Source organism: Mesorhizobium sp. WSM4311 (genome assembly GCF_002295115.1).
In the GTDB taxonomy this organism is placed as follows: domain Bacteria; phylum Pseudomonadota; class Alphaproteobacteria; order Rhizobiales; family Rhizobiaceae; genus Mesorhizobium.
Window position 1 is genome coordinate 21233 of the sequence record NZ_NSFV01000005.1, and the last position, 14611, is coordinate 35843.

Below are 14611 nucleotides of genomic sequence, written 5' to 3' on the forward strand. Positions count from 1 at the left end.
CTACTCCGCCGCCAGCGCCGTCGCCGGCGCGACCGTGCGGAAATCCAGGTCTCGGCTGACCAGCCTCTCGACGCCCGCCGAGGCATCGGCGAGGATCTGCCGGTAGCCGGCAATCGAGCGGGCGAAGACATTGTAGACCACCACTGCTGGAATTGCCGCGACGAGGCCCATCGCCGTGGCCAGCAGCGCTTCGGCGATGCCCGGCGCGACCACTGCCAGATTGGTGGTTTGCGCCTGCGAAATGCCGACGAAGGCGTTCATGATGCCCCAGACCGTGCCGAACAGGCCGACGAAAGGTGCCGTGGAGCCAATCGTCGCCAGCACGCCTGTGCCGCGCGACATGCGCCGCGACGCCGCCGCCTCGATGCGCGACAGGCGCGAGGTGACCCGTTCCTTCAACCCGTCGCCGCCGACATGGTCGAGCGCGGCGGCCGAGAGTGCGGTCTCTTCTTCCGCCGCCTTGACCAGAAGCGCGCCGGGGCCGCCGCTGCGATCGAGCGCGCGGCTCGCCTGCGTCAGCGTCGCGGCATCACCGATCGCGCGAACGGCACGGCGGACGCGCAGCTTGCCGCCAAAAATCTCCAGCGATTTGGCCAGCCATATCGTCCAGGTGACGAGCGAGGCGAAGGCCAGTCCGATCATCACCGCCTTCACGATGATGTCGGCAGCCATGAACATGCCCCATGGCGACAGATCGTGCGGCAGGGTCAGCTCCATCGCCCCCGTCGGCGCTGCTGCGAGGGGCGCCACAGCTGCTGGCGCGCCGGGCGGCGGTGTCGCGGGCGCTGATGTGGCCGGGGCCGTTGCGGCGGGTGCCGGTGCGGTAGACGCCGGCGCTGCCCCTGCGGCGGAGGCCGCGCCGGCGTCTACCGCAGGGGCAGCGCCGGCCGGCTGTTGCTGGGTCGATACAATGCAGACCGACAGGATGACGGATGCGACCAACGCTGCAAGCAAACTGGTTCTAGGCAACAACAGCTTCTTCCTTGTCCTCACAACGGCCGGCCGCTTCCTATTCCGCCACCCCGGCGGTCCGATCTCCGGGCATGAAACATGGCTCTACTAGTCAACATTGAAGATGAGTGCAACAGTCAACAATTCGTCGGGACATCCGATGACGTTCGCCAGCGGCAGCACGATGCCCGCAACATCCTGCTTCTTCGCGTCAGAGCCGCGGCCTGAGTGGACGAGTTGAGCTTCGCCAGTCAGGATGGCCTTCACGATCGGCAAGGAGACACTCTCGGATGATCAAGGCAACGCCCTTCGACTTCCCGTATGACGGCAGGCTGGCGGCCGAAAACACGGCGCTTGTCGTCATCGACCTGCAGCAGGATTTCCTGTCGACCACGGGCTATTTCGCCAGAAAAGGATATGACCCCTCGCCGCTGCGGGCGATCCTGCCCACGGTGAACCGGCTGATATCAGCCGCGCGCAAAGCCGGCGTCACGGTCATCCACACCAGGCAGGGCTATCGCGCCGACATGGCCGACATGACGCCCTATGAGAAATGGCGCCGCAGGCGCTCCGGTCTCGACGGCACAGACATACTGCTGCGCTCGGGCGCGGGGTTCCAGATCGTTCCGGAGATCGATGTCGCGCCTGATGACATCATCGTCGACAAGACCTGCAACAGCGCCTTCACCTATACGGATTTCGAGCTTGTGCTGCGCGCGCAAGGCATCACGCATCTCATGTTTTCCGGCTGCACGACCGACGTCTGCGTCCACACCACGCTACGCGAGGCCTGCGACCGCAACTTTCAGTGCCTGACGATCTCGGACGCCTGCGCCAGCGGCGACAGACAAGCCCACGAGGCGGCGCTGCACATGGTGACGGTCGAGGACGGCGTCTTCGGCGTCCTGGCCGATTCGGCCGCCGTCATCGATGGCCTGTCGCGGCTTGGCGACAGGCATCACGCCGACGATTGATCGGCTTCACCCTGCTGCACGCGTCTCCAGCCCCGTGCGAGGCGCGTAGGCCCCCGGCTGGAAAACATCATGTTCGCGGCGCGCCAGCGAGTTGCGCAGCAGCGCGATCGTTTCCCGGCCGGCCGTCGCGATCTCGCGCGGCGTGTCGACGCCGATGATCATGAACTCATCGATCCCGAGCCCGGCATAGGCAAGCAGCGACAACGCGACCTGGGCGGGCGGCCCGGACAGGTCGACCGCCTTGTGGCCGGCGGCGGAAGCGCCCTGGTGGATCCGCACCGGAAGCGCGAAGCGCAGTTTGCCGGCCCGGCCATGTTCGGCCGCGGCGCCACGCACCCGCTCCATCAACTGCCTGACATCGTCGATCGAGCCCGGTGCCAGTTCGAAGACATCGGCATGCCGGCCGGCCACTTTCAGCGCCGTTCCTGATTGCCCGCCCATGCGGATGGTCAGGTCGGCGCCGTGCGGGCCTTTGCGCGGCACGTAGCCGCCCTTGATACTGTAGAAGGCGCCTTCATGATCGAAGGGTCGGTCATTCGACCACAGCCGCTTCAAAAGCACGAGATATTCGTCGATGCGCTGCCAGACGACGCTGTGCCCGACCGGCCGTGACTCGGCATCGTCATCGTTCAACGGCTCGCTGATCATCCGGAGCGCCAGCCGGCCGCCGCTTTTTCGATCTATCGATGCCAGCTGACGGGCCGCCACGGTCGGCTCGACGACACCTGCCCAGTGGGTCAGCACGACCTCGAGCGCGGCGGTGCGGTCGAGCACCTGAGCGGCAAGATCCATATTGGTCAGCAGCCCGGCCGAATCGTCGACGACGATCTTCTGAAAGCCGCCATCTTCGATCAGTCCGAGCTTGGTCGCCGTCTCGGCAAAATCATAGAAAAACGGAATGGCGGCGTCGGCGGTCTTGCCAGGGACATGGGTGAATTCGATCGGCATTGTCATCTCCTCCATCGCTGGAATCATGGACGCGCTGAAATTCGAATCGCGGCCGCGCGCAAACGCACCGGATCCGGTTCATTCAACTCCGATTGCCTGATACAGCGGGGCGGCTGGCCCCTGTCGATCCGGTGCCCTAGGGAATAAGGCCCAGAACGACGGCCCCGGTGAACACGAACGCAAGGGCAAAGACGAGATAGGCGAAAGCTCCGGCATAGGCCGGGCGAAAGGTCTGGGCATTGGCCAGCCTCTGGCCGCTGCTGTCAGTCTGAGCGTTCTGGATATAGGACATATCGACCTCCGTCTCGCCGGTTAATCTATAAAACTTGTAGACTTTGTCGATTGCTATTTTTGCGCTGTAGGTAGAATAATTTTCTCCTTCCAGGGGATAAATTGGTTATGAATTGCTGGGATCGCTTGCTGGCGCAATTGATCGGCAGGGCATGAGCCTTGCCTTGGACGCGTCCGAATGGACCTATGGCCTTGTTCCCGCTGCACCCAATTGGTCCATTGGCCGCCTTGTGCGGGCGCGGTAGCATCCCCCGACAAGCAAATGCGAACTGGATCGAACAGGGGAATAAAAATGGGCGAAAGACTGGCCGGCAAGGTTGCCATCATTTCGGGCGGCGCGACGGGAATGGGCGGAGCGGCCTCGGAACTGTTCGCGGCTGAAGGCGCCAAGGTGGCGATCGTCGACCGCAATGGCGAGGCAGCCGCCGCCACCGCGACGGCAATCCGTGCACGCGGCCATGTCGCCGAGCATTTTGTCGCCGACGTGTCCGACGAGGCGCAGGTTCAGGCGGCAGTGAAGGGCGCGACCGAAAAACTCGGCCCGGTCACGGTGCTGTTCAATCACGCCGGCACCATCGTGATAAAGCCGTTCCTGGAGACGACCGTGCAGGAATGGGACTGGCTGCATGCCGTCAATGTGCGTTCGATGTTCCTGATGACGCGCGCCGTGCTGCCCGGCATGATCGCGGCGGGCGGCGGCTCGATCGTCTGCACCTCGTCGATCTCGGCGGTGGCGGCGACACCGAACGAAGTGCTCTACGACACCACCAAGGGCGCCTGCCACATGTTCGCCCGCGCCATTGCCGTCGAGTTCCGCGACCGCAACATCCGCTGCAACGCCGTCTGCCCCGGCTTTATCAGGACACCGCACGGCCTTCGCGAGGTCGCCGACCTCGGCAAGCTCGGCGTCGACGTCTCCGACGCGGCACTGGCTGCGCAGCAGGGCCGCATCGGCGAGCCGGAAGAGGTGGCCAAGGCCGCGCTGTATTTGGCCAGCGACGAATCGAGCTTCGTCAACGGCGCGCATCTGTTCGTCGACAATGGTTTTACGGCGATGTGAGTTCTACTACAACACCCTCACCAGCAACATTGCCAGCAGCTACTCGCGCTTGATAAACATCGTGAGCAGCACGGCAGTCGGGACGAACAGCAGTAGGTTTATAGCATACATCAATATATTTATCTGGACACTCGCATAGTCGATAGCGAGTGGATAGCTTTCCGGAGGTCCGCCGTAAATTCTCAGATTCAGGTCTCCCCATATAAACGCATAAAGCCCTACGATTCCTGGAACCAGCAGGAATGCACGACTGGCAGGCTCACTGACAGTCGGACCCTTCCTTGGATAGTTTTATTTGGCTCAGCCATAGACCCACCAGCGCGCTTGCTAGGTCACCAATGCCTAGTCCACATGGGTTATTTATACGCTAACGCTCCTCACGCCGAAACGGCTTCAACAACGCCGACGGCGCCACCGCGTTGCGCGACATCACCGCCATGGCGACGATGGTGAAGATGAACGGCAGCATCAGAAACGCCTCGTAGGGGATGTGCCCGAGGCCGCTCGCCTGCATGCGCAGCTGCAGCGCATCGACAAAGGCGAACAGCAGTGCCGCGCCCGCCGAGCGCCACGGGTCCCAGCGGCCGAACACCACCAGCGCGATCGCCACCCAGCCGCGTCCGGAGACGACACCGAAGGTGAAGGCGTTGAACTGCGCCATCGACAGGAAGGCGCCGGCCAGCCCCATCAGGGCGCCGCCGAGGATGACGGCCTGGAAGCGCGTGGCAATGACGCTGACGCCGGCCGAATCGGCGGCGCGCGGGTTCTCACCGACCATGCGCACCGACAGGCCCCAGGGCGTGCGGTAAAGCACGAAGGCCGCGAGCGGTATGGCGATGATCACCATGTAGACCAGCGCGAACTGGTTGAACACAGCCGGCCCGAGCACCGGAATGTCCGATAGAACCGGGATCGGCAGCGTCTGAAAGCCCTTGATGGCAGGCGGCACCGATTGCTGACCGAAGATCAGCCGGTAGAGGAAATAGGCAAGGCCCGACGAGAACAAAGTCACGCCGATGCCGCAGACATGCTGGCTCAGGCCCAGTGCCACGGTGAACAGCGCATGCAGCGCGCCCATCAGCATCCCGGTCAGCACCGCCACCAGGACGCCGAGCCACAGGCTGCCGCTGAGGCTGGTGGCGGTGAAGCCAGTCATGGCGCAGAGCAGCATGATGCCTTCGATGCCGAGATTGAGCACGCCGGCGCGCTCGGAGAACATTTCGCCGAGCGTGGCGAAGGCCAGCGGCGTGGCGATGCGGATGATGGCGGCCAAAAAGCCGACCTGGAAGATCTGTTCCAGCACCGCGCTCATCGGGCGGCCCCCACACGGCGAATGCGATAGGCGGTAAACAGCAGGGCCACCAGCATGGCGAGCAAGGCGGTGCCCTGGATGACGTCGCTGAGGAACGCCGGCACGCCGGTCGCGCGCGACATCGCCTCGGCGCCGGTCATTACGGCGGCGAGGAAGATCGCCGCCGGCACCACGCCCAGCGGATTGAGCCGCGCCAGCATGGCGACGACGATGCCGGAATAGCCGTAGCCGGGCGAGATGTCGCTCATCACCTGGAAATGCACGCCGCCGACTTCGCCGACGCCGGCGAGCCCCGCCAGCGCGCCGGACATGAGCGCGGTCGAGAGCAGCACACGCTCGACAGGGATGCCGCCGTAGCGGGCGGCTTCCGGGTTCTCGCCGGTGACCCTGATGCGGAAACCAAGCGTGGTGCGCGCGATGAGGAACCAGATCAGAGGTGCTGCGATCAGCGCCACGATGACGCCCAGATGCAGCCGCGTGCCTTCGACCAGCACCGGGAAATTGGCCGAATCCTCGATTGGCGGCGAGATCGGATAGCCACTGAAGCTGTCCTTCCACGGCCCTTCGATCAGCGCCATCAGCGCGTAGTAGATGACCGAGTTGAGCAGCAGCGAGCTGACGACATCGTCGACCTTGAATTTGACCCGCAGCGTCGCCGGCACCAACGCGACTGCGGCACCAGCGGCGGCGCCGACAATTGCCATCAACAGCATGGCGAGCGCTCCCGGCATCGGGATGGCGCCGACAAAGCAGCTGGCGACGGCACCGGCCAGCAATTGCCCCTCTGCGCCGATGTTCCAGAATTTGGCGCGGAAGGCGACGGCGACCGCCAGTCCGGTGAAGATCATCGGTGCGGCGCGCACCAGCGTTTCGGTGATGGCGTAGCTGTCGCCGAGCGAGGCCGTGAACATCACGCCGTAAGATTCGAGCACGCCAGCGCCAGCCAGCGCGATCAGGCCGCTGCACAGGACAAGCGTCGCCGCGATCGCCACCAACGGAAGCGCAAGATTGAACCAGGTCGGCGTCGAGTTGCGCACTTCCAGGCGAAACATCAGCCGTGGCCCTCCGCTCCGGTCATCAGCAGGCCTAGCCGCGCGATCGTCGCGTCGGCACTGTCGAGCGTGCCGGCGATGCGGCCCTCATACATCACCGCGATGCGGTCGCAGAGCACCAGCAGCTCTTCGAGATCCTCGCCGATGACGATGATGCCACAGCCCTTGGCGCGCATGTCGAGGAACTTCTCGTGGATGAAGCGGGCAGCCCCGATGTCGAGGCCGCGCGTCGGCTGAGAGACGATCAAAACCTTCGGGTCGAAGGCAAGCTCGCGCGCCAGGAGCGCCTTCTGCAGATTGCCGCCGGACAGCGCCCCGGCACGCGTCATCGGCCCGGGGCACCTGATGTCATAGGCCTTGATCTGTTCTTCGGCGAAGGTGCGGATCGCGTCCGGCTTGAGCAGGCCTTTGCTGCTGAAGGCGGCGGTACCGATGCGTGGCAGCACCATGGAATCGGCAAGCGGCAAATTGGTGACCAGACCCGTGGTCATGCGGTCCTCCGGGATGCGGCCGAGCCCAAGCGCCTGCACCTCGCGCGGCGAAAACCGCGAGACCGTCTGGCCGGCGATCGTCATCCGGCCGGCATCGGGCGCGCGCACGCCGGAGATCACTTCGGCGAGCGCCCGCTGGCCATTGCCCGACACGCCGGCAATGCCAAGAATCTCGCCGGAGCGGACGGCAAGCGAAACATCGCGCAGCGCGGTTCCCGAATGCGTCGAGGTGGAAATGGCGTCGAGCGTCAGCACCGCTTCGCCCGGCGTCGAAGGCCCCCTGGCCGGCGGCACGATCTCGTGGCCGCACATCAGCTGCGCCATGGCGGCGGACGTGGTGTTGGCCGGATCGTCGACGCGGCCGGCGACACGGCCATGCCGCAGCACCGTGCAGCGATGGGTGAGCGCCCGCACCTCGTTGAGCTTGTGCGAGATGAAGATGATGCCGAGACCTTGCGCCGCCATCGAGCGCAGCGCTGAAAACAGCCCGTCGACCTCGCTCGGCGCCAGCACCGCCGTCGGCTCGTCGAGGATCAAAAGCTTTGCGCCGCGAAACAGCGCCTTGACGATCTCGAGCCGCTGCTGTTCGCCGACCGACAGCGTCGAGACCGGCAGGTCGGGATCCAGCGTCAGTCCATGCTGGCGGCCGATTTCGGCCAGCCGCGCCAGCCCGCCGGCGCGGTCGATCCGTCCCGATTTTCCGGGAATGCCGATCAAGAGGTTCTCCAGCACCGTCAGCCGTGGCGCCAGGTGAAAATGCTGATGCACCATGCCGATGCCGGCGGCCAGCGCATCGGCCGAACTGGTGATCCGCACGGGCTGCCCCTGGATCAGGATTTCCCCGGCGTCCGGCGCGTAGGCGCCGAACAGCACATTCATCAGCGTCGTCTTGCCGGCGCCGTTCTCGCCCAGCAGTCCGAGGATTTCACCGGGCGCGACGCTGAGGTCGACAGCCTCGTTCGCCTTGACGGCGCCGAAGCTCTTGGTGATGCCGCGCATTTCGATGAGTGGGGCGGGCGTCGGCAAGGATACTCCTGATCGGAATTCAGCTTTGACTGATCGGGTGGCGCTGCACCCCTCTCTGGCCTGCCGGCCATCTCCCCCTCAAGGGGGGAGATTGGATGTCACTTTCGGCTTTCGCCAGTTTTTCTAGGTCGAAAGAAAAGTGACTCGGGTGAAGCTGCCAATCTCCCCCCTTGAGGGGGAGATGGCCGGCAGGACAGAGGGGGGCGCTTAGCACCGCCCCTCAAAGCAAGCCTCAATCCGAAACCGGCGTGTTCTCGTCGACGTCCACCCGGAAATTGCCTTCGAGGATCTCGGCCTTCTTCTTCTCGACCAGATCCTTGACCTCGGCCGGCAGTGTCTTGTCGAACTTGTGGTAGGGGGCGAGATACGAACCGCCCTTGGCCATGCGCGAGAAATCGCCATAGTCCTGCGCGGTATAGACGCCGGCCTTGACCAGTTTGATCGCCTGTTCGACCGTCGGATACATGTCCCAGACCGGGCCGGTGATGACCGTGTCGGGGCCGAGGCTCGACTGGTCCGACATGTTGGAGATGGCGAGGATCTTCTTCTCGACCGCCGCCTCGATGACGCCGAAGCGCTCGGCATAGATGACGTCGACGCCGGCATCGATCTGCGCCACCGCGGCTTCCTTGGCCTTGGGCGGATCGAAGAAGGAACCGATGAAGGCGACCTTCTTCTTGACGTTCGGATTGACCTCCTTGGCGCCGGCAAAGAAGGCGTTGACCAGCCGGTTCACTTCCGGAATGCCCATCGCCGCGACGGCGCCGACCGTGCCCGATTTCGACATCTTGCCGGCGATCATACCCGAGAGATAGGCGGGCTCATGGATCCAGTTGTCGAAGACGCCGAAATTCGGTTCGGCCGGACCGGCGCCCGAACCGAACAGCCAGGCCGTCTTCGGGAATTGTTTTGCGGTGCGGCGCGATTCACGCTCGGCGGCGAAGGCGTCGCCTAGCACCAGCTGGTAGCCGCCCTGCGCATATTCGCGCATGACGCGGCTGAAGTCGGCGGTCTGCACCTTTTCCGACCATTTGTATTCGATGCCGAGTTCCTTCTCCGCCTTCTGCAAGGCAACATGGATCTGGTTGTCCCACGGCTCCTCGATCGGCGTGGCGAAGATCGCCGCCACCTTCAGCTTCTTGTCCTTGGCGAAGGCCGCACCCGGCACCATGGCCGCAGCCAGGCCAAGCGCGCCGAGCTCCAGCACATTGCGCCGCGAAATCCCTTCGCGTGTCGACGAAGATTTGTTCTTCCGGTTTTCCATTGCAGTCCCCTCTGTTTGACAGCCGTGTCGAGCCGGCCGTTCTAAAAATCAGACGGGGAACTATGGAACGGGTCCGGACTTTTGTCCACATGGTCAAATTTGGCGACAAGCCGAATCCAGCCCTGATTCTCGCTGGCCAAACGGCAGGCGGCGGTCAAGCCCGTTCGAGCGCGATGGCGATGCCCTGGCCGACGCCGATGCACATCGTCGCCAGGCCGTAGCGGCCGCCGCGCTCGCGCAGCTCCAGCGCCGCCGTGCCCGAGATTCGCGCGCCCGACATACCCAGCGGATGGCCGAGCGCGATGGCGCCGCCATTCGGGTTGACGTGTTCGGCATCCTCGGCAATGCCGAGCTGGCGCAGCACGGCGATGCCTTGCGAGGCAAAGGCTTCGTTGAGCTCGATGACATCGAACTGTCGCGGCGTCAGGCCAAGCCGCGCGCAAAGTTTCTGCGTCGCCGGCGCCGGGCCGATGCCCATGATGCGCGGCGCAACGCCGGCGGCGGCGCCCCCGAGAATGCGGGCGATCGGCGCCAGGCCGTATTTCTTTATCGCGGCCTCCGAGGCGACGATCAGCGCCGCCGCGCCGTCATTGACGCCGGAGGCATTGCCGGCGGTCACCGTGCCGTCCTGCCGGAACGGCGTCGGCAGCTTGGCCAGTGCCTCGACCGTCGTGCCGGCGCGTGGATGTTCGTCTTTCGAGACCACCACCGCATCGCCCTTGCGCTGCGGGATGGTCACCGGAGTGATTTCCTTGGCCAGGCGGCCATTGGCCTGCGCCGCGACAGCCTTGTCCTGGCTGCGCACGGCAAAGGCGTCCTGGGCCGCGCGGGTAACGGCGAATTCTTCTGCCACGTTCTCGCCCGTCTCCGGCATCGAATCGACGCCATATTGCTTCTTCATCAGCGGGTTGACGAAACGCCAGCCGATGGTGGTGTCGTGGATCTCGGCATTGCGCGAGAACGCCGTGTCGGCCTTGGGCATGACGAAGGGCGCCCGGCTCATCGATTCGACGCCGCCGGCGATCATCAATTCCGCTTCGCCGGCCTTGATGGCCCGCGCGGCAATGGTCAGCGCATCCATGCCCGATCCGCACAGGCGGTTGACGGTCGAACCCGGGATTTCCTTGGGCAGGCCGGCCAGGAGCAGCGCCATGCGCGCCACGTTGCGGTTGTCCTCGCCGGCCTGGTTGGCGCAGCCATAGACGATGTCGTCCACCGCCTGCCAGTCGATGCCGGCATTGCGCTCGACCAGCGCCTTCAGCGGTATGGCGCCGAGATCGTCTGATCGCACCGAGGACAGCGAACCGCCGAAGCGGCCGATCGGCGTGCGGATGTAGTCGCAGATATAGGCCTCGGCCATGTCATGCAGCCTTTGCTTTTCCGGTTCCCTCATGCGCCGCCTTGGTGCGGGCCTGCAGGTCGCGCAATGTCGTGAGTTCGAGTTCGCTTGGCGCCGGTGTTTCGTCAAGCGCCTCGGCGAACTTAACCACCCAGCCACAGCTGTCCTGCACCTGCTGGCGGGTGACGCCGGGATGCAGCGACACGACCGTGAATTCCTTGGTCACCGGGTCCGGCTTCCAGATGGCGAGATCGGTGATCAGCAGTGTCGGCCCGGCGGTGTCGATGCCCAGCCGCTTGCGGTGATCGCCGCCCTCGCCATGGCCGAAAGAGGTGAAGAAGTCGATCTTCTCGACCATGCCGCGCCTGGTTTGCGCCATGGTGATGTAGATCTCCTTCGACGAGGTCGCGATCTCCGGCGCGCCGCCGCCGCCGGGGAGCCTTGTCTTGGGATGGACATAGTCGCCGATGACCGTGGTGTTGATGTTGCCGAACTTGTCGAGCTGCGCGGCACCGAGGAAACCGATCGAGATGCGGCCGCCTTGCAGCCAGTAGCGGAACATTTCCGGCACCGCGACGGTGGTGACGGCGGTCTCGCACAATTCGCCATCGCCGATCGACAGCGGCAGCACGTCAGGCGCGGTGCCGATCGTGCCGCTCTCGTAGATCAGCGTGATGTCAGGCGCATGCGTCAGCCGCGCCACGTTGCAGGCGGCGGACGGCGCGCCGATGCCGACGAAGCAGACATCGTCATTGCGCAGCGCGCGGCTGGCGGCGATCGTCATCATCTCGTTGGGGGTGAAGCCCGGATTGTCGCTCATGCAGCTTTCCTCAGATGCTCGACGCGGCCAGCGAAATCGTCGGCGCTCTTTTCGATGACATTCGCCTGCATCCAGGCATGGAACTTCTCGCGGTCGGCGGCGATCGCGTCCCATTCGAGATAGGCGGCGTTGTCGCGCGCGTAATAGCCATGGGCATAGGACGGATGCGAGCCGCCGGGCACCACCGAGATCGCCGCGATCGTCCAGCGCGGCAGCACGGTCAGATTGGGGTGCAGATCGTCGAAATTGTCGACCACCTCCTCCACCGTCACCACGGCGCGCCTGGCCGCCAGCACAGCCTCCTTCTGGATGCCGATGATGCCCTCGACCAGCACATTGCCTTTCCTGTCGGCCTTCTGCGCATGGATGAAGGTGACGTCAGGCCGAATTGAGGGAACGGCCGCCAGCACCTCGCCGGTGAACGGACAGGTGACCGACTTGATGTTCGGGTTGACCGCGGCAAGGCCTGCGCCGCGATAGCCGCGGAACACCGCGCAGGGCAGGCCGGCCGCGCCCGCCTCATAGGCGTTGGCCATGCCGGCATGGCTGTGCTCCTCGACCTCGATCGTCCGGGGAAAACCGTTCTCGATGGAATCGCGGGCGCGCCGCAGCAGGCCGACACCGGGATTGCCGACATAGGAGAAGACGATCTTCTTCGCCATGCCCATGCCGATCATCTGGTCGTAGATCAGGTCCGGCGTCATGCGGATCAGGGTCAGGTCGCGAAACCCCTGGCGAATCGCCTCATGCGCGGCGGCTGTCGGGATCAGGTGGGTGAAGCCCTCGAAGGCGACGGAGTCGCCATCGTTCAAATTCTCGGCCACGGCCTGTTTGAGCGGCAGGAACTTGACCATCGTCGACTCCCGGTCCAAAAGTTCGTATTGCGAACTTATGTTTTGTATGCGAAACTTTCTACGCCGAACGAGGTCAGGGAGTCAATCCGGGCGTCGATACCCTTTGGCGGAGGTGAGATGGGCGAAGAAGCCGCTTCCCGTGATCATGTCGGCTCGCTCGAGCGCGGCCTTGCGGTCATGGAGATCCTCGCCCGCCACCCCTCCGGCATGACGCTAACGGAAATGGCCCAGCAAGCCGGCCTGACCCGGGCCGGCGCCCGCCGTTTCCTGCTGACGCTTGTCGCATCGGGCTATGCCACCCAGGACGGCCGTGTGTTCTCGCTGTCGCCGCGCCTGCTGGCCGTTGCCCGCACATGGCTCGGTGGCGGGTCGTTGTGGAGCTTCGCCGCGCCGATCATGCGCGCGGTCGCCGCGCAGCTGAACGAGGCCTGCTCTGCGGCGATCCTGTCGGGCCAGGATGTCGTCTATGTCGCCCGCATTCCTGGTCGCCGCATCCTCAGCGTCTCGCTCGATGTCGGCACCAGGCTGCCCGCCTATTGCACCTCGATGGGGCGCATGCTGCTCGCCGGCCTGGCGCCGCAGGAACTCGACGAATTTCTGCACCAGGCGACCATCGAGAGACGGACGCCGAAGACGATCACCGACATCGGGCTGCTGGCCGGGGCCATCGGCAAGGCGAAGGCGAACGGCTTTGCCATCGTCGACGAGGAGCTGGAACTCGGCCTGCGCTCCATCGCCGTGCCGATCCGCGACCGCGCTGGCAACACGGTCGCGGCCATCAACGTCTCGACCCAGTCGGCGCGGTTTACCGTCGCCGAGATGGAGCGGGAAATCCTGCCGGCGCTGCTTGGAGCCAGACAGCGCATCGAGGATTTTTTTGTGGTCTAAGAGGTCGAACGCCGGCGGGCCAGCCTCCGATAGTTGCACCCTCAGTGCTTGATCCTGTCTCGCATCGCGTACCAAAGCATGCCCAGCACATAGAGCGGCCCGCGCAGCGCCGTGCCGCCGGGGAACGGCAGCGGCGTCAGCGTCGAGAACAGGTCGAGCCGCGAGGCGTCGCCGGTGATGGCTTCGGCCAAAAGCTTGCCCGACAGCGTCGACAGGATGACGCCCTTGCCGGAATAGCCATGCGCGAAATAGACCTCGCCATAGTGCCCGACATGCGGCAGCCGCGATGTCGTCACCGACACCAGCCCGCCCCAGGCATGATCGATGCGGCAGCCCCTGAGCTGCGGGAAGGTGGCTTCCATATGCGGCCGCACGAAGCCGGCAATGTCGGCCGGCGGCGACGGCGTGTAGCGCTCGCCGCCGCCGAACAACAGCCGTCCATCCGCCGACATGCGATAGTAATTGACGACGAAGCGCGTGTCGGACACCGCGACATTGGCCGGGATGACGTTGCGCTTGCCCTCCAGCGGCTCGGTGGCGACGATGTAATTGCCGACCGGCATGATGCGGCTGTTGACGCGCGGCTCCAGCCCATTGAGCAGCGCGTCGCCGGCCAGCACGACATGTTTTGCGCGCACCGAGCCCTTCCATGTCGAGACCCGGATCGAAGGCTCGCGCTCCAGCTTCACCGCCACCGAATTCTCATGAATGGTGACGCCGGCGGCCACCGCCGCCCCGGCAAGACCGAGCGTGTAGTTCAGCGGATGCATGTGGCCGCCAAGCGGCTCGTACATCGCGCCATGATATGCGGTGTCGACCTTGGCGCGGGCTTCCGCCGCCGACAGGATCTCGACATCGCGGAACTTCATCACGCTGTCGAGGCACTTGGCCTCTTCCTCCAAATCCTTGAGATCTGAGCCGTTGACGGCGCCGACCAGATGGCCGGTGAGCCTGAGATCGCAGTCGATGGCGTGGCGCTCGATGATATCCATCACCAGGCCGCGTGCCTCGAAGGCAAGGTCGAACAGCACCTTCGCCCGCTCCGGCCCGAAAAGCTTGACCAGGCCTTTGGCGCCCTTGCGCAGGCCGGGGATCATCTGGCCGCCATTGCGCCCCGATGCGCCCCAGCCGATCCTGCCGCCTTCGAGCAGCACCACCTTCAGGCCGCGCTCGGCGGCGTGAAGGGCAGCCGACAAGCCGGTGCAGCCGCCGCCGACGACGACCAGATCGGCTTCGACATCGCCGGCAAGCGCCGGATGGTCCGGCGCCGGATTGGCGGTGGCGACATAGTAGGATTTGCCGATATCGAGACCGGAATTGAAACCTGTTGAAGATGCCATG

Annotated in this window: 15 protein-coding genes; 3 read left to right on the top strand and 12 right to left on the bottom strand. The window is 65.0% G+C overall.

The genetic code is table 11. The annotated features are described in order from the left end of the window. On the bottom strand, window positions 1–969 hold the full coding sequence (exbB, locus tag CK226_RS14170; protein ID WP_095792509.1) for a tonB-system energizer ExbB: 969 nt from the start codon (window positions 967–969) through the stop codon (window positions 1–3). A 90-nt stretch (window positions 970–1059) separates the two neighbouring features. After that, window positions 1060–1227 carry a hypothetical protein gene (locus tag CK226_RS34905; RefSeq protein WP_179301051.1) on the bottom strand — a complete coding sequence of 56 codons (168 nt, stop codon included), beginning with the start codon at window positions 1225–1227 and terminating at the stop codon, window positions 1060–1062. Window positions 1228–1241: 14 nt separating this feature from the next. Here CK226_RS34905 and CK226_RS14175 point away from each other — a divergent pair, with 14 nt between their 5' ends. After that, on the top strand, window positions 1242–1925 hold the full coding sequence (locus CK226_RS14175) for an isochorismatase family cysteine hydrolase (protein WP_095792204.1): 684 nt from the start codon (window positions 1242–1244) through the stop codon (window positions 1923–1925). Window positions 1926–1931: 6 nt separating this feature from the next. On the opposite strand, the gene CK226_RS14180 is transcribed toward CK226_RS14175, so the two are convergent. After that, window positions 1932–2873, bottom strand: a complete 942-nt coding sequence (locus CK226_RS14180) for an LLM class flavin-dependent oxidoreductase (protein WP_095792510.1) — start codon at window positions 2871–2873, stop codon at window positions 1932–1934. A gap of 136 nt (window positions 2874–3009) precedes the next feature. Beyond that, window positions 3010–3165 (bottom strand): hypothetical protein, encoded by a 156-nt coding sequence (locus CK226_RS14185; protein ID WP_010912229.1) that lies wholly within the window; start codon window positions 3163–3165, stop codon window positions 3010–3012. A 291-nt stretch (window positions 3166–3456) separates the two neighbouring features. On the opposite strand from CK226_RS14185, the gene CK226_RS14190 reads away from it, so the two are divergent. After that, window positions 3457–4224, top strand: a complete 768-nt coding sequence (locus CK226_RS14190; RefSeq protein WP_095792205.1) for an SDR family oxidoreductase — start codon at window positions 3457–3459, stop codon at window positions 4222–4224. Between the two features lie 367 nt (window positions 4225–4591). Here CK226_RS14190 and CK226_RS14195 read toward each other — a convergent pair whose 3' ends face one another. The 7 genes from CK226_RS14195 to CK226_RS14225 form a co-directional block, all read right to left on the bottom strand. Beyond that, window positions 4592–5536 (bottom strand): ABC transporter permease, encoded by a 945-nt coding sequence (locus CK226_RS14195; RefSeq protein WP_095792206.1) that lies wholly within the window; start codon window positions 5534–5536, stop codon window positions 4592–4594. Further along, window positions 5533–6588 (bottom strand): ABC transporter permease, encoded by a 1056-nt coding sequence (locus CK226_RS14200; protein WP_095792207.1) that lies wholly within the window; start codon window positions 6586–6588, stop codon window positions 5533–5535. Before CK226_RS14200 ends, CK226_RS14195 begins: the two co-directional genes overlap by 4 nt. Further along, complete coding sequence (locus CK226_RS14205; RefSeq protein WP_095792208.1) at window positions 6588–8078, bottom strand: ABC transporter ATP-binding protein; 1491 nt, start codon at window positions 8076–8078, stop codon at window positions 6588–6590. The genes CK226_RS14200 and CK226_RS14205 overlap by 1 nt, the downstream gene beginning before the upstream one ends. A gap of 259 nt (window positions 8079–8337) precedes the next feature. Next, window positions 8338–9369, bottom strand: a complete 1032-nt coding sequence (locus CK226_RS14210) for a BMP family protein (protein ID WP_095792209.1) — start codon at window positions 9367–9369, stop codon at window positions 8338–8340. A gap of 154 nt (window positions 9370–9523) precedes the next feature. Further along, window positions 9524–10729 carry a 3-oxoadipyl-CoA thiolase gene (pcaF, locus tag CK226_RS14215; protein ID WP_095792511.1) on the bottom strand — a complete coding sequence of 402 codons (1206 nt, stop codon included), beginning with the start codon at window positions 10727–10729 and terminating at the stop codon, window positions 9524–9526. A 1-nt stretch (window position 10730) separates the two neighbouring features. Beyond that, complete coding sequence (locus CK226_RS14220) at window positions 10731–11528, bottom strand: CoA-transferase subunit beta (RefSeq protein WP_095792210.1); 798 nt, start codon at window positions 11526–11528, stop codon at window positions 10731–10733. After that, entirely contained in the window at window positions 11525–12382 is an 858-nt protein-coding gene (locus CK226_RS14225) for a CoA transferase subunit A (protein ID WP_095774720.1), read from the bottom strand. The genes CK226_RS14220 and CK226_RS14225 overlap by 4 nt, the downstream gene beginning before the upstream one ends. A gap of 117 nt (window positions 12383–12499) precedes the next feature. Here CK226_RS14225 and CK226_RS14230 point away from each other — a divergent pair, with 117 nt between their 5' ends. Continuing rightward, window positions 12500–13270, top strand: coding sequence for an IclR family transcriptional regulator (locus CK226_RS14230; protein ID WP_095774721.1), 771 nt, complete (start codon window positions 12500–12502; stop codon window positions 13268–13270). Between the two features lie 41 nt (window positions 13271–13311). Here CK226_RS14230 and CK226_RS14235 read toward each other — a convergent pair whose 3' ends face one another. Continuing rightward, window positions 13312–14610 (bottom strand): FAD-binding oxidoreductase, encoded by a 1299-nt coding sequence (locus tag CK226_RS14235; RefSeq protein WP_179301052.1) that lies wholly within the window; start codon window positions 14608–14610, stop codon window positions 13312–13314. Window position 14611 lies beyond the last annotated feature (1 nt).

Bases quoted from the DNA above. Each gene is read 5' to 3' on its own strand.
- CK226_RS14220 (WP_095792210.1), bottom strand. From the start codon at position 11,528: ATGAGCGACAATCCGGGCTTCACCCCCAACGAGATGATGACGATCGCC.
- CK226_RS14190 (WP_095792205.1), top strand. From the start codon at position 3,457: ATGGGCGAAAGACTGGCCGGCAAGGTTGCCATCATTTCGGGCGGCGCG.
- CK226_RS14185 (WP_010912229.1), bottom strand. From the start codon at position 3,165: ATGTCCTATATCCAGAACGCTCAGACTGACAGCAGCGGCCAGAGGCTG.
- CK226_RS14180 (WP_095792510.1), bottom strand. From the start codon at position 2,873: ATGCCGATCGAATTCACCCATGTCCCTGGCAAGACCGCCGACGCCGCC.
- pcaF (WP_095792511.1), bottom strand. From the start codon at position 10,729: ATGGCCGAGGCCTATATCTGCGACTACATCCGCACGCCGATCGGCCGC.
- CK226_RS14235 (WP_179301052.1), bottom strand. From the start codon at position 14,610: ATGGCATCTTCAACAGGTTTCAATTCCGGTCTCGATATCGGCAAATCC.
- CK226_RS14200 (WP_095792207.1), bottom strand. From the start codon at position 6,588: ATGTTTCGCCTGGAAGTGCGCAACTCGACGCCGACCTGGTTCAATCTT.
- CK226_RS14210 (WP_095792209.1), bottom strand. From the start codon at position 9,369: ATGGAAAACCGGAAGAACAAATCTTCGTCGACACGCGAAGGGATTTCG.
- CK226_RS14230 (WP_095774721.1), top strand. From the start codon at position 12,500: ATGGGCGAAGAAGCCGCTTCCCGTGATCATGTCGGCTCGCTCGAGCGC.
- CK226_RS14175 (WP_095792204.1), top strand. From the start codon at position 1,242: ATGATCAAGGCAACGCCCTTCGACTTCCCGTATGACGGCAGGCTGGCG.
- CK226_RS14205 (WP_095792208.1), bottom strand. From the start codon at position 8,078: ATGCGCGGCATCACCAAGAGCTTCGGCGCCGTCAAGGCGAACGAGGCT.
- CK226_RS14195 (WP_095792206.1), bottom strand. From the start codon at position 5,536: ATGAGCGCGGTGCTGGAACAGATCTTCCAGGTCGGCTTTTTGGCCGCC.
- CK226_RS14225 (WP_095774720.1), bottom strand. From the start codon at position 12,382: ATGGTCAAGTTCCTGCCGCTCAAACAGGCCGTGGCCGAGAATTTGAAC.